The 13,613-nt window shown below is 55.0% G+C and carries 15 protein-coding genes; 2 read left to right on the forward strand and 13 right to left on the reverse strand.

The genetic code is table 11. The features are described 5' to 3' along the window. Positions 1 to 72 precede the first annotated feature (72 nt). Both yciH and Q334_RS0109985 read right to left on the reverse strand, forming a co-directional pair. Complete coding sequence (gene yciH, locus Q334_RS0109980) at positions 73 to 399, reverse strand: stress response translation initiation inhibitor YciH (RefSeq protein WP_027313083.1); 327 nt, start codon at positions 397 to 399, stop codon at positions 73 to 75. A 12-nt stretch (positions 400 to 411) separates the two neighbouring features. Then, on the reverse strand, positions 412 to 1,101 hold the full coding sequence (locus Q334_RS0109985; protein ID WP_027313084.1) for a TIGR01621 family pseudouridine synthase: 690 nt from the start codon (positions 1,099 to 1,101) through the stop codon (positions 412 to 414). Between the two features lie 137 nt (positions 1,102 to 1,238). Here Q334_RS0109985 and Q334_RS18715 point away from each other — a divergent pair, with 137 nt between their 5' ends. Together Q334_RS18715 and Q334_RS18720 are read left to right on the forward strand one after the other, a co-directional pair. Further along, positions 1,239 to 2,444, forward strand: coding sequence for an HDOD domain-containing protein (locus Q334_RS18715; RefSeq protein ID WP_035461440.1), 1,206 nt, complete (start codon positions 1,239 to 1,241; stop codon positions 2,442 to 2,444). Positions 2,445 to 2,619: 175 nt separating this feature from the next. Then, positions 2,620 to 3,798 carry an EAL and HDOD domain-containing protein gene (locus Q334_RS18720; RefSeq protein ID WP_051527699.1) on the forward strand — a complete coding sequence of 393 codons (1,179 nt, stop codon included), beginning with the start codon at positions 2,620 to 2,622 and terminating at the stop codon, positions 3,796 to 3,798. Positions 3,799 to 3,848: 50 nt separating this feature from the next. Here the strand turns inward: Q334_RS18720 and Q334_RS0110000 are convergent, their stop codons facing one another. From Q334_RS0110000 to accC, 11 genes are all read right to left on the reverse strand, one after another. Continuing rightward, positions 3,849 to 4,631 (reverse strand): HvfC/BufC N-terminal domain-containing protein, encoded by a 783-nt coding sequence (locus tag Q334_RS0110000; RefSeq protein WP_035461302.1) that lies wholly within the window; start codon positions 4,629 to 4,631, stop codon positions 3,849 to 3,851. Then, complete coding sequence (gene bufB / locus Q334_RS0110005) at positions 4,624 to 5,451, reverse strand: MNIO family bufferin maturase (protein ID WP_155888982.1); 828 nt, start codon at positions 5,449 to 5,451, stop codon at positions 4,624 to 4,626. Before bufB ends, Q334_RS0110000 begins: the two co-directional genes overlap by 8 nt. Before the next feature lie 100 nt (positions 5,452 to 5,551). Next, positions 5,552 to 5,812: a BufA2 family periplasmic bufferin-type metallophore gene (gene bufA2 / locus Q334_RS0110010; protein ID WP_027313087.1), complete on the reverse strand. Its 261-nt coding sequence runs from the start codon at positions 5,810 to 5,812 to the stop codon at positions 5,552 to 5,554. 116 nt (positions 5,813 to 5,928) lie between these two features. After that, entirely contained in the window at positions 5,929 to 6,195 is a 267-nt protein-coding gene (locus Q334_RS0110015; protein WP_027313088.1) for a ribbon-helix-helix domain-containing protein, read from the reverse strand. Between the two features lie 136 nt (positions 6,196 to 6,331). Continuing rightward, positions 6,332 to 6,904 (reverse strand): DJ-1/PfpI family protein, encoded by a 573-nt coding sequence (locus Q334_RS0110020; RefSeq protein ID WP_035461304.1) that lies wholly within the window; start codon positions 6,902 to 6,904, stop codon positions 6,332 to 6,334. 106 nt (positions 6,905 to 7,010) lie between these two features. Further along, complete coding sequence (locus Q334_RS0110025) at positions 7,011 to 7,349, reverse strand: hypothetical protein (protein ID WP_027313090.1); 339 nt, start codon at positions 7,347 to 7,349, stop codon at positions 7,011 to 7,013. Next, the gene (locus tag Q334_RS0110030) at positions 7,342 to 7,629 is read right to left on the reverse strand and encodes a hypothetical protein (RefSeq protein WP_027313091.1); all 288 of its coding nucleotides are present in this window, start codon (positions 7,627 to 7,629) and stop codon (positions 7,342 to 7,344) included. The genes Q334_RS0110025 and Q334_RS0110030 overlap by 8 nt, the downstream gene beginning before the upstream one ends. 150 nt (positions 7,630 to 7,779) lie before the next feature. Next, positions 7,780 to 8,589 carry a class I SAM-dependent methyltransferase gene (locus Q334_RS0110035; protein ID WP_051527700.1) on the reverse strand — a complete coding sequence of 270 codons (810 nt, stop codon included), beginning with the start codon at positions 8,587 to 8,589 and terminating at the stop codon, positions 7,780 to 7,782. Between the two features lie 37 nt (positions 8,590 to 8,626). Further along, the gene (locus tag Q334_RS0110040; protein WP_027313093.1) at positions 8,627 to 10,576 is read right to left on the reverse strand and encodes an acetoacetate--CoA ligase; all 1,950 of its coding nucleotides are present in this window, start codon (positions 10,574 to 10,576) and stop codon (positions 8,627 to 8,629) included. A 101-nt stretch (positions 10,577 to 10,677) separates the two neighbouring features. After that, positions 10,678 to 11,577, reverse strand: a complete 900-nt coding sequence (locus tag Q334_RS0110045) for a hydroxymethylglutaryl-CoA lyase (RefSeq protein ID WP_027313094.1) — start codon at positions 11,575 to 11,577, stop codon at positions 10,678 to 10,680. Next, positions 11,574 to 13,610 carry an acetyl-CoA carboxylase biotin carboxylase subunit gene (gene accC, locus Q334_RS0110050; protein ID WP_027313095.1) on the reverse strand — a complete coding sequence of 679 codons (2,037 nt, stop codon included), beginning with the start codon at positions 13,608 to 13,610 and terminating at the stop codon, positions 11,574 to 11,576. Before accC ends, Q334_RS0110045 begins: the two co-directional genes overlap by 4 nt. Positions 13,611 to 13,613: the final 3 nt, after the last annotated feature.

The following is a 13,613-nucleotide window of genomic DNA, read 5'->3' on the forward strand; positions in this document are numbered from 1 at the left end:
CCAAACTGGCAAGTGCGTGCAAATTTAACCGCCAATCATGGTGATTCTGCGGCAAACTTGCAAGCCCTGGCGCTAGCCGCCTGCTAATTTGACCCGAAAGCCCTTCTGCTCCAACAGGGTTTTCAGCAGTTCCCGTTGCTCACCTTGAATTTCGATAGTGCCTTCCTTCACGGCACCTCCACAGCCACAGCGTTTTTTTAAATCTGCAGCGAGGAGCTTTAGCTCTGCGTCGGCTAAATCCAAACCAGTAATAATGCAGACGCCTTTACCGCCACGGCCTTTGCTTTGCCGATGAATGCGGACAATGCCATCACCCTGTGGGCGTGCAGTGTTAGCGGTGTTATGACTTTCTTTGATTCGGCCTGTTTCGGTGGAGTACACCAAGCGTGATGACGACATGATTGTTATTCCTCAAACCTGACTGGCAGTAAGCAACCACTGTTGCCAGGGATAAGTATCGGGGGCAAGCGTATCGGCCCACGAATATTGTTGAAAGTGCTGACCTTGGCTCGGCCAACGCTTGAATTGGAAGACCTGCCCTTGCCAGGAAAAACCTAATGCCGTGGCGTGTAAATAGGTGCGATCGGCTTCATTGGCTTTGCCACCATATAAAGTGTCTCCCAAAATGGGGGCGCCAATGCTACGTAGCGCCACCCGCAGTTGATGCGTTTTGCCGGTTTGGGGATAGAGCCAGAATGCTCGTAGCCCCGGTGCCAGACTGAGGCTACTAAATTGGGTAATAGCGGGATTATTCATGCTAGGGGTAAGCATCCAGCTGCTACGTCGGCTACGCTGCATATCACCTTTAATCCAGCCCTGTTTTTTATTCGGTTTGCGCGTACTTAAAGCCAAATACAGTTTTTGCACTTGGTGATTAGCAAAGGCGTCGCCAAGAGTCTGAGCAAAGGACTTATTTTTACCGAACAGGAGTAAACCAGAAGTTACTTTATCCAAACGATGCAGGGGATAAAGCTCGCTATTGTTTAGGTCTTGTTGCAGGGTGTAAACCAAACCAGGGGTGTCATTTTCACTATGAAAACTGACGTTGGCAGACTTATCTATCACAATAAAGTCGGGATGATCGACAACTAGGGTATACATGAGGCCTCCGGAAGTGGGTCAGTGTAGCAGATTGTTGACTCGCAGCAGTACAGAAGAAAGGACGTACCTTGGTTAGCATGAATCAGCCATCAGAGCAGTCAAATCAGCCATTCGGTCAGTCGCAGGATAGCGTGCTGATGGCACGCCAACCCATCTTTAATAGCAAGATGGAGGTGTGCGCTTATGAGCTGCTGTTTCGTAGTGAGCAGGATCAGAGTCAGGCCCTGTTTATTGATGCAGAGGGGGCAACCTCCAGCGTTATCCTCAATGCCTTCACCGCTATTTGGGATCAGCATGAAGCTAAAGGGCTGCCGGTTTTTATTAACCTGAGTGAAGACTTTATTCTCAAACGCCACATGCCAGATTTACCTAAGGACAGGGTGGTGCTGGAAATCCTTGAGGATGTGCAAGTATCGCCCGCCCTGCTTGAAGCAGTTAACGAACTCAAGCAGCAGGGTTATACCCTGGCACTGGATGATTTTACTTATCAAGTAGAACTGGAACCGCTGATCGAGCTGGCTTCGATTATCAAAATCGATGTGCGCCTAAGAGGCATGGAAGGTGTGCGAGAGCAAATTGCTCAGCTCTCCCACCATCGTAAAAAACTGCTGGCGGAAAAGGTGGAGACTCAGGAAGAACTGGATGAATGCCGCGAACTAGGCTGTGAAATGTTTCAGGGTTTTTTCTTGAGTCGGCCATTATTGGTGCGGGGCAAGCGCATGCCCACCAGTGCCGCAATGATGATGAAAGTGCTGCAGGATCTGCGTTCGGATAAGCCCGTTAGTCAAATTGAAGCCGACATTCTGAAAGATCCGGCACTGACTTATAAGCTGTTGAAGTTAATTAACTCGGCCCAGTTTGCCCTGCGACGACGGGTGACCTCGGTTGCGGAGGCGGTCAATCTATTAGGGCGAGAGCCTCTGCAAAAGTGGATCATGATGTTGTTGGCGGTTGGGGCCGAAGCGGTTATGCCAGAGCGCATCTACTTAGCTATGCAACGTGCACGGATGTGTGAAGTGCTGGCCCAGCAGGGCAATTATCCCAACAGTCATCAAGCGTTTATGGTTGGCATTCTTGCGAGTTTAGAGATGCTATACGGAGTCCCCCTTAGTACGGTGTTGGATGATCTTCCTTTGGATGAGAGCCTGGTTGAGGCAGTGCATGGACGCGGTAATCTCGGTATGTTGCTGTTGTTAAGCCGTGCCTACGAGCGAGGAGAGTGGCGCTTGGTGGAGCGTCTGGGCAGGCCACCGTTACAGCCGGGTCAAGCTTACTTTGATAGTCTTGCTTGGGCGACGGAGGTAACAGTCTCAATGACGGACAAGTCGAAAAGACGCCGTTAATTTATATGAGTGTCATCTACTGCTAGTTTTTACACCGGTGCCGCCGCAAGCCGCTGGAAGGTTGCCAGTCTGGATTTGGCGTGCTTTATTGAGTACCGGATGTATTTCGGATTCTCGCTACAGCCTGAGGGCTACACTGCATATGCCGCATACTTTGACTGCGAATCGAGTCTTGATGGCTCGTCAGGCCATATTTGATACTGAATTAAATGTTGTGGGTTATGAGCTGTTATTTCGCAGTGAGCAGGAACAAAGCGCCGCTTTATTCGCTGACTCCAACAAAGCTACCCAAGATGTATTACTGAATAATTTCATGGCGATTTGGGAGCAGGGCGAACGCCAGCTGATGCCGGTGTACATCAATGTTGGTCAAGACTTTGTCCTCAATCGCAATATTCCTGACTTACCCCGTGAAGATGTGGTGCTGGAGCTATTGGAAGATATTCAGGGCTCAGATGAGCTGCTCCATGCCGTGGCGGAACTCAAACTGCAGGGTTATCGACTGGCGTTGGATGATTTTGTTTATCAGCCGGAGTTAGAGCCGTTAATCCGTCTGGCAGAGGTGATCAAGCTGGACGTGATGGAGCTGGGGATGGAAGCGTTGGCGGAGCAGGTCAAGCTGTTGCGCCCCTTTAACAAGGTGCTCTTGGCAGAAAAGGTCGAAACTCAGGAAGAGTTTGAGCAATGTAAGGCGCTGGGTTTTAGCCGTTTTCAGGGTTATTTTCTCAGTCGACCTATCTTAATGCGCGGTAAGCGCATGCCTCCGAGTAACACCATTATCATGCGGGTGACTCAGCAACTGTTGGCCGATGCCGAGGTGGCTGACGTAGAAAAAGCCATCCTGCAGGACCCTGCTCTGACCTATAAGCTACTTAAGCTGATTAATTCTGCCCAGTTGGCGCGCAGTCAGCGCATTACCTCGGTGAATCAGGCCCTCAATATGCTGGGGCGCCAGGCGCTGCAAAAGTGGTTATTACTGTTGCTGGCTTCTAGTGCAGAGGTACCGGCAGAGGGGGTGCGGATTGCCCTGATTCGTGCCCGCATGATGGAGTTGCTGGCCGAGCAGGCAGAGAGCCCCCTGGCGCAACAGGCTTTTATGGTGGGGATTCTTGCCAGTCTGGAAATGCTTTATGCCATTCCCTTGCAAGAGTTGTTAGTCGACTTGCCACTGGAAGATGTCATCTTGCAGGGGGTGCATGGGAAAGGTGAACTGGGGCAGCACCTATTACTGGCCCGTGCCTATGAAAAGATGCAGTGGAAGCTGGTGGAACGCCTCGGTAAGCCTCCTCTTAACCCAAGCCAAGCCTATCTACAGAGTGTGAGCTGGGTCACTGAGATTATGGCGGCATTCTAGCCGCCGCTGTTACCGCTATAGAGGCCTTGGACTGTTTTTTTAGTTAAGAGTTAAGCGCTAAGCGTATTAACTAATATCTCACTGCTCAGCCAGCCCTGCAGCATTCGTACTGCGGCCTGGGGGGCATCATCCTGATACCACTCACTCAGTAACTCACAGAGTTCGGCAAAGCTGCAGTCTGCCTGGCTGAGTTGATCCAGCGCACAGGCCTCATCCACCGCCAGGGAGCGATACTGGGTTTGATAGGCCTGACGCCACGCTAACCAAGGTTGGGGGTGAGTCAGCGCCGTTGGGGCGGGGGGAGCCTGCTCATTCTTTAATGCCTGCCAGACCGCTAGGGTGTTGTGGTGCTGATCAAAACGCTGCACATGGGGTTGCAGGGTTAACCGCAGTTCTGGCCACGCCTCCGCCGTCAGTTGTTGCAGTTGCACCGCAGTGAGGCTTGGCTGTTCGCCGCTGTCGAACACCGTACGCATTAATCTTTCCCATTCGGCCAGCTCGGCTAACAAGGGGTAACGCTGATAGGGCGAGTGCTGGGTGAGAAAGCTGGCCAGGGCTTCACCAAAATAGCGCAGGCTGAAGTGTTGTGAGGGGTGAGCAGCCAAGTAGCTTTCAGCCATCTGGCTAAAGGCTTCTTCACCTAACATTGCCTGTACCCCTGGGTAGTCTTCCTGCAGCACCTGTAATAACCGCACCCGGTAGGCATGGGTATAGATCTGCATACCCAACTGGGCATCCAGGCCGCGATGATCCAGTTGCGGCAGAATCCGTTGAGGCTTCGTGCCATCGAGAAAGGCAAAAAAGTCTTGTTGCAGTTGCTGCAAGTCAGTCATGGCGACTCTCCACCAATGCCCGTGCCTGATTGAGCTCTGCCAGTAGCTCGCTAAAAGGCGGCATCTTGTCATCCCGCTCAATCATGGTGCTGACCGGGCCAAAGCGTTGCCAGGCTTGTTGGTACAGCTGCCAGACGGCATCCCGCACCGGTGCATCATGGGTATCAATCACATAATCGCCATAGTCACTATGGCCTGCCAGGTGAAATTGAATAACCCGTTCAGGGTCGATGCCGGCTAAATAATCACTGGCGACAAAGTTATGGTTACGTGAGCTGACATAGATATTGTTGATGTCCAGCAAAATGTAGCAGTCAGCCCGCTTGGCCAGGGTATTGAGAAATTCCCACTCACTCATCTCGGAGGCTTGAAAGCTGACATAGCTGGACAGGTTTTCCAGGGCGATACGTCGACCCAAGTATTCCTGTACCTGGTGGATGCGCGTGACTAAGTGCTGCAGGGTGGCTTCATTGTAGGGCAGGGGCAGCAAGTCATGGCTGTTATGGGCGTTGCCTGTCCAGCACAGATGGTCGGACAGCCACAGCGGCTCTATCCGCTGTGCCAAGGCTTTAAGTTGTTGCAGGTAGTCGTAATTAAGTGGCGCACTGCTGCCAATCGACAGGGATACACCATGCATGGCAATGGGGTAGTGCTGGCGTACCTGATCGAGGAAATACAAGGGCTTGCCACCGGCAACCAGATAGTTCTCGGAGATGATCTCAAACCAGTCAACCTCCGTGGGAAGGTGCTGCAGAATGGTCTGGTAGTAATCTTTACGCAGGCCCAGGCCAAACCCAGCAAAGGGGGGGCGATCACTCATGCCGGCCTCATTGGTAGGGGAATGGATAAGGCAAGGCACTGGGCCTTGCCTTGGCGAGTGACGACAGGCTATGCCGTACCCGCAGATAGCATGAACGTCTTTATGACTTCACCGTGCCGCCTTTGCTGCTGCATTCGTCAGCCGTCATGCTGAGGAAACCCTGACCCTGGCAGCTACCCTGGCCTTTGCACTCATTATTGGCGGTTTTGCAATCATTGTGGCCTTTGCAGCTGTTCACACCCCAACACTCCACCTTGGCCTCATCGGCACTGACAACGGCAGGGGTCAACATCGCTGAGCCAAACAGACTGGCAGCGGCCAATGCCATCGCGGCACCTGAGAGTTTTTGCTTGGTGTTCATCGTCCACTTCCTTCTTATCAGTTTTTTGAGTAGTGAACAGGGCCCGTGTTCAGCTAGTCAGACTGAGGGGCAATGGGAAAGTTCCAGCGGTTAGAAACTTTTTGCAAAAAATATGGCTAACTTATCTGGCGGCTAAGGGCCTGGGCGCAGATCACCCGTAACAACGAGGTGAAATTAGGGATTTCGCCGCGGCGTTGTAACACCTCTTGGTAGAGGGTGCCAATAAACTGTGGGGTGGAGAGCCCTTCCGCCTGGGCGAGCTGATCGAGCAAGTGCCAGAAATGCTGCTCCAAGCGAATACTGGTGACCTGTCCCTCCAGACGAATCGAGCGGGCAACGGGTTGATAGAGGCTGGGGTCAGTGCTGGCATAGATATCACACATAGGTTGTCCCTTCGGTGTCCCTGTTGGGAGCGCTCCAATAAGTTTGAGTAGCTTAATAGAACTGTCAACCGGCAAGGTCTATGCGACTTTCTGTTTAAAAAGGGGAAGAGGGCGCCAGGGGCACCCTCAAACTGCGTTATTGTTGCAACAGCTGGTGGAATTGACGCAACCACTCAGGGTGGGCGGGCCAGGCGGGTGCTGTCACCAAGTTACCATCGGTAATGGCATCTGTGACTTCAATATTGGCGTACTCTCCGCCGGCCAGGCGCACTTCCGCAGCGCAGGCAGGATAGGCGGAAACCTGTTTGCCAGCTAAACAACCCACTGGGGCCAGCAACTGGGCGCCGTGGCAAATAGCAGCAATGGGTTTATTGGTGTTGACGAAGTGCCGCACCATCTCCAGCACACTTTCATTCATGCGCAGATACTCAGGCGCACGACCACCGGGAATCAACAGGGCATCGTAGTCTGCGACCTGAATGCTGGCAAAGCTGGCATTGAGGCTAAAATTGTGCCCTGGTTTTTCCGTATAAGTCTGGTCGCCTTCAAAATCATGAATCGCGGTTTTGATTGTCTCCCCAGCGGCCTTGTCCGGGCAGACCGCATCGACGCTGTAGCCCATGGCCTGCAGCGCTTGAAAGGGCACCATCAGCTCATAATCTTCGACAAAGTCACCACAGATGATCAGAATTTTTTTGTTGTTAGCCATGTCCAGCTCCTCTGTTTGGTAGGTGCCTGCGTTTGCAGGCCAAGCGTTGGTTACTCTAGCGAGTTGAGCAGGGAGCGGGGTAGTAAGGGGGTACTACATGCCAGTATCAGGGACGGGCATGGCTCCGTTTGGTCACAACGGATTGGCAGTTGGGGCCGATTTCCACGTAGATGCTGTAATGGTAGTCACGCCATTTCACATAGCTGACCAGTTCACGGGCGCCGGAGCGGTGGGTTTTCTGGATTTTGGTGGGGCGAAACAAGGTGGTGTAAGAGCGGGAGGTTTTGCCGCTATAGGCGACATAGTCCATGGCGGCGACTTCAGCCAGGGTGATGCTTTGTGCTGGGGGACAACTGACGGGCACTGCCAGGGCAGGGGAAATCAAAAAAAACAGGCAAAGGGTGCTGACAGCCAGCCACTGCAGACTGAGGTGAGCGTTATTCATCCGCTACCTGGAATAGATAAGCCGGTAAAGGCTTGAGTTGAAAACCTTGCTGTGTGGGTTGCAGTGCATCATTTTGCTGGATGGCCTGGGTTGCACCACTGTGCTGCTGTTGCTCCTGAGCCAGGGCCTCATAGGCGGCTTTGGAAATCTTAACCACGGTGGACGGGCGCTCTGCTTCCACCGGCATCGGTTGTGGGCGGACAGCGGGCAGGGATTGAGTGGGTAGACTCAGCTGTTGAGGGGAGAGGACGGAATTAAGTCCAAAGAGTTTGTTCAACATGATGGGCTAAATCACTCACAGAAAGTTAAGGCCGCCTGGGCGGCCATGCAAATATAGTACAAATCAGACACTTAGCCAAAGCCTAGCCTGTTGATTGATTGGCTGCTGTGGTCTTAGACAACGAGTGCGCGTGCCCATATTGGTGTGTTGCTAGGCGTGAATATAGATGGCCTCTATGACTCTGACCCGGTCTGCCTCCAGGTTAGCGCGCAGGTTGGCACCCATGCTGGCGAAGTCCGGCCCTAATACCCAGGAGGGGGAAAGCTGCGCTCCCTGGCTTTGATCCTGGGCCCGCTTACGCCAGCTTAATGCCTCGCTGGTGACATCTTGCCAGTGGTCTTGCTGCATGCCCAGGGTTTGGAGTTCATCCTGCAGCTCCGTTGCCACCATTAAGTGAGAAGTTTCAGCGTGGGATGACCAGGGTACTGGCAACAGCAGCGCACTGTGGTTCTCGCCCTGGACTAATTCATGCAGTACCAGGATGCCGCCGGGTTTTAGCACCCGGCGCATTTCCGCCAAGGCCTGCTGGCGTGCGGGAATATTAGCCAAGACATGCTGGCACCAGATCACATCAAAGCTGGCATCGGCATAGGGCAGCGACTGGGCATCGCCGCAGTTAAACTGCAATTGTTTTGCCAGCGCCGGGAACAGGTGGCTGAGCTGGGTGGCCAGGCGCACGAATTGAGGATTGTAATCCAATCCAGTGACCTGGCAGCCAAAGTGATCGGCCAACAGGCGGCTGCTACCGCCCAGACCACAGCCTAAATCCAGCAAGCGATGGTTGGCATCCAACTGTACCTTACTGGCCAGGGCCTGGGTGGCGCTGCGTCCCCCCAGGTGGAGCTGATCGACCGGCGCCAGATCAGTGAGGCCCAGGTTAGGGCGCTGCCTGGCCCAGTCTAAAATGGCCTCCAGGGCGAGATGCTGCTGGTAGTGTTGGCTAAGTTGCGGGCTGCTCATGGTCATCCTTATGGTTTCAGCGCAGGAGCGTTAGTCGTTAGTGTTGTAACTCGGGAAGGTTGCGAAAAGCTTCCAGTGCCTGGGGGTTGGCCAGGGCTTCCAAATTGGGTACATCCTGCCCATGCACAACGCGACGTACCGCTAATTCCACCAGCTTGCCACTGCGGGTGCGGGGTAGCTCGGCAACCTGAATTATTTTGGCTGGTACGTGACGAGGGCTGGTGTGCTGACGAATCTGCTGCCGAATGCGCTCACGCAGGGCGTCATCCAGGCTGAGTCCAGGCTGTAGCACCACAAAGAGTAGAATACGCACATCATCTTGCCAGTCCTGGCTAATCGCCAGGGATTCCATGACTTCCTCTATTTGCTCAACCTGGCGATAAATCTCCGCGGTGCCAATGCGTACGCCACCAGGGTTGAGTAGCGCATCGGAGCGGCCATGGATGATCATGCCACCTGTTGCGGTTAACTCCGCATAGTCGCCGTGGGTCCAGACGTTAGCAAATCGGCTGAAGTAGGCCTCCTGAAAGCGTTGGCCATCTTCATCGCCCCAAAATCCCAACGGCATACTGGGGAAGGGATGGGTACAGACCAGCTCGCCTTTGCCCTGCTCCAGCGGATGTCCTTGCTCGTCCCAGATGGCCACCGCCATCCCGAGTCCACGGCACTGCAGCTGACCACGCCAGACCGGCAGGATGGGGTTACCCAAGGCAAAGCAGGAGATGATATCGGTGCCGCCGGAGATCGAACTCAAACACAGATCGGCTTTGATATCCCGATAGACGTAATCATAGGACTCATGGGTGAGCGGCGAACCGGTGGAGAGCAGCATCCGCAATGCCCCCAGGTGGTGACTGGTGGCGGGTTTGATCCCTGCCTTTGCAAGATGGGCCAGGTATTTGGCACTGCAGCCGAAGATGCTGATACGTTCCTCATCGGCCATGTCCCAGAGACTGCCGGGGTGTGGGTAGAGGGGGGAGCCATCATAGAGCACCAGGGTGGCGCCACTGGCTAAACCGGATACCAGCCAGTTCCACATCATCCAGCCGCAGGTACTGTAGTAAAAGAAGACATCATCGCGCTTGAGATCCAGGTGCAGGCGATGTTCTTTCAGGTGTTGTAACAGGGTGCCACCCGCACCATGCAGGATACATTTGGGCACCCCGGTGGTGCCGGAGGAATAGAGAATATAAAGCGGGTGGTTGAAGGCAAACGCCGGGGTATCCAGGTGCAGTGCACCAGGGCTTAAGAAGTCCTCCCACAGGCAGGCGCGTGAGTCTAAGCCATCCAGCGGCGGGCGCTCCTGCAGGCGGGGAATGATGATAACACGCTCCAGACTACTTAATTGGGCACTAATAGCAGCGACCTTATCCAGAATAGGCAGTGCTTTGCCGTTGTAGTGGCTGCCATCACTGGCAAAGAGTAGGAGGGGTGCAATCTGGGCGAAACGATCCAGCACCCCAGCGGCACCAAAGTCAGGTGAACAGCTGCTCCAGATGGCACCGACACTGGCGCTGGCAAGCATCGCCACCACGGTTTCGATGCAGTTTGGCAACAGCGCAGCGATTCTGTCCCCAGGCTGAATGCCCTGGCATTTCAGTGCCAGGGCCAGACTGGCCACTTGTTCATAGAGGGCCTCATAACTGAGTGCCTGACGTTCCCCCCGTTCATTACGGAAAATCAGCGCCGTGCGTTCATCCCGATGATGGAGCAGGTTATCAGTAAAGTTCAGTGTGCCATCGACAAACCAACGGGCCTGAGGCAGGTTGTCCGCGTTAATCAGCGGGCGTGAACCCGGTGTGCCCCGTACCCCTGCCCAGTGCCAGAACTGGCTCCAAAAGGTGACGGGGTGCTGGATAGACCATTGATAGAGGTCAGCATAGTCTTGCAGCTCAAGCTGCTGCTGTTGATTGATATGCTGGAGAAACTGCCACATCTGGGTGGCGGTGAGTCGGTCAGGGCAGGGTTGCCAGAGCGGAGCGTTCATCACCGTCCTCCTCCTTCTGTTAACCAGGGTTTACCTCTGCCTGTGTTTGCTAGCGGCGCAGATATCAAGGGAGCCGAGGGGCCCCCTTGCTATCAATCGCCTTATTTGGCCAGTAGGGCGGTGCCTACCTTGGAGCGGCTGGGGCGGCCCAGTTGTTCGCTGATAAAGCGGCCAGCTTCCGCCAGACGTTGCAGATCCACCCCTGTTTCAATCCCCAGCCCATGCAGCAGGTACACCACCTCTTCGGTGGCGACATTGCCAGAGGCACCCTTGGCGTAAGGGCAGCCTCCTAGGCCGGCAACGGAAGCATCAATCACTGCGATACCTTCTTCTAACACGGCATAGAGGTTGGCCAGTGCCTGACCATAGGTATCGTGGAAGTGGGCGGCTAGCTTGTCGATGGGCACTTCTTTGGCGACCGCCTCCAGCATCCGCTTCACTTTCAGTGGTGTGCCGACGCCGATGGTGTCACCGAGGGAAATTTCATAGCAGCCCATCTGGTACAGCGCTTTGGCCACTTCAGCCACCTTGGCGGGGGCAATGTCCCCTTCATAGGGACAGCCCACCACGGTGGAAACGTAGCCGCGTACCCGCACTCCCGCCTGCTGCGCGGCAGCGAGAAGCGGCTCAAAACGAGCCAGGCTCTCCGCCACACTGCAGTTGATGTTCTTGCGGGTGAAGCTTTCAGAGGCGGCGCCAAAGACGGCTACTTCCTCTACCCCAGCCTTGAGTGCTGCTTCCCAGCCTTGCAGGTTGGGGGTGAGGGCGGCGTAGGTAATGCCAGGGCGACGCTGTAGGCGTTGGAACACCTCTGCCGAGTCGGCCATCTGTGGCACCCATTTAGGGGAGACAAAGCTGCCAGCCTCAATGTAGTTCAGGCCAGCATCTGCCAACCAGTCGATCAACGCCAGTTTGGTTTCAGTGCTGACCGGGGTGGCCTCGTTTTGCAGCCCATCACGCGGGCTGACTTCAACAAGGCGAACCCGTGTTGGCAGGCTCATGGGGCTTCCTCCGCATCGGCATCCCCTGCAGGCACAAACTCCAGTAGTTCAATCCCCTCACTGACCAGATCGCCAGGCTCGAAGTAGAACTCTTTTACTACGCCACGGGCAGGGGCGCGTAAGGTGTGCTCCATCTTCATCGCCTCAATGACGATCAGGCCGGTGCCGGGCTCGACTTCCTGGCCGGTTTGGCACAGCAGAGCAACCACGGTACCGTTCATTGGCGCGGTCAGGCTGGCTTCTTGTTCATGATGGTCAGCTCCGTGCAGATACTGGGGCTGACAGAGGACTTCGGTGCTGAAGAAGCCGTTGAACAGCGTCAGCCACTCGCCTTCATCACTGAAGCGATGGGCCACATTAACGTTAAAGCTGTGACCATCCAGGGTGGCGCGCAGCTGGTCACCTTCCAGTACCCCCATCACTTTGCGTGCCGGGCCATCTTCCACTTCAAGCAGGTAGTAACCCACTTTCTGGCTCATATGGGCATGATAGGTTTTGCCCCGACAGGCTAGTTGTAGCTGGTGGCGCGCCCGGGCATTGAGGCGCCAGGCGGAGTAGGCATGCCAGGGTGAGTTTGGATCATCACTCTCGGCGGCGTGGCGCTGGCGCTTCTGTTGGCCAGACAGCACGGAGTAGAGCGCGGCTAGCGCCAGGGCTTGTTCGTCTTCCTGCTGTTGATTGGGTAACAGGTCGGCGCGATAGCGTTCGATAAAGCCCGTATCCAAATCCGCTTTGGCAAAGCCACTGTGTTCGGCCAGGCGGGTCAGGAATTTCAGGTTAGTCTTGACGCCATCAATGCGGTAGTCCGCTAGTGCCCGCTGTAAGCGCTGAATGGCGCGGTCACGGTTTTCATCCCACACGATCAGCTTGGCAATCATGGGATCGTAATAGACGCTGACGACGTCATTTTCCCGTACGCCGGTATCAATACGGACGTTATTGCTGGCATCGGGAATGCGCAGATAGGTCAGTTTGCCAGTGGCGGGCAGAAAGTCGTTATCGGGATCTTCTGCATAGATGCGCACTTCCATGGCATGACCATGGATTTTAATTTGTTCCTGCTTGAGGGGGAGCGGCTGACCACAGGCAACCAGCAACTGCCATTTAACCAGATCCTGGCCGGTGATCATTTCGGTAACGGGATGCTCTACCTGCAAGCGGGTATTCATTTCCATGAAGTAGAAGGAGCCGTCTTCATCTAGCAGAAACTCGACGGTGCCTGCACCCACATAGCCGATGGCTTCGGCTGCTTTGACAGCGGCCTCACCCATAGCGGTACGCAGTTCGGGGGTCATGCCAGGGGCAGGGGCTTCTTCCAGCACTTTCTGGTGGCGGCGCTGAATGGAGCAGTCCCGCTCAGCCAGGTAGACGCAGTTGCCCTGGCTATCGGCAAAGACTTGAATTTCAACGTGGCGTGGTTTGGTCAGGTATTTCTCGACGAGCACGTCACCGTTGCCAAAGGCGCTTTTGCCTTCACGCTGTGCGGCTTGTAGGGCTTCATCAAACTCTTTGGCGCTCCAAACCACCCGCATGCCTTTACCACCGCCACCTGCGACAGCTTTGAGCAACACTGGAAAACCAATGCGTTCAGCTTCTTTACGCAGCAAAGCAGGGGATTGGTCGGCGCCATGGTAACCGGGTACCAGGGGGACACCGGCCGCTTCCATAATGGTTTTGGCCGCGCTCTTGGAGCCCATGGCATCAATAGCGGTGGCGGGTGGGCCGATGAAGGCAATACCAGCTTTTTCACAGGCTCGGGCAAAGGCGGCATTTTCCGACAGGAAGCCATAACCCGGATGAATCGCCTCGGCACCGCAGCGCTCGGCGATATCAATAATGCGGTCGCCGCGCAGATAGGAGTCTTTGCTGGGGGCTTCGCCGAGATAGAAGGCTTCGTCCGCCATGATGACATGGGCGGCTTCGGCATCTGCTTCGGAGTAGACTGCAACGGTGGCAATCCCCAGGCTTTTCGCAGTACGCATTACCCGGCAGGCAATCTCACCGCGGTTGGCAATCAGAATCTTGTTAAACATGAC

Origin of the sequence: Balneatrix alpica DSM 16621 (genome assembly GCF_000619885.1) — a bacterium.
Lineage (GTDB): Bacteria > Pseudomonadota > Gammaproteobacteria > Pseudomonadales > Balneatricaceae > Balneatrix > Balneatrix alpica.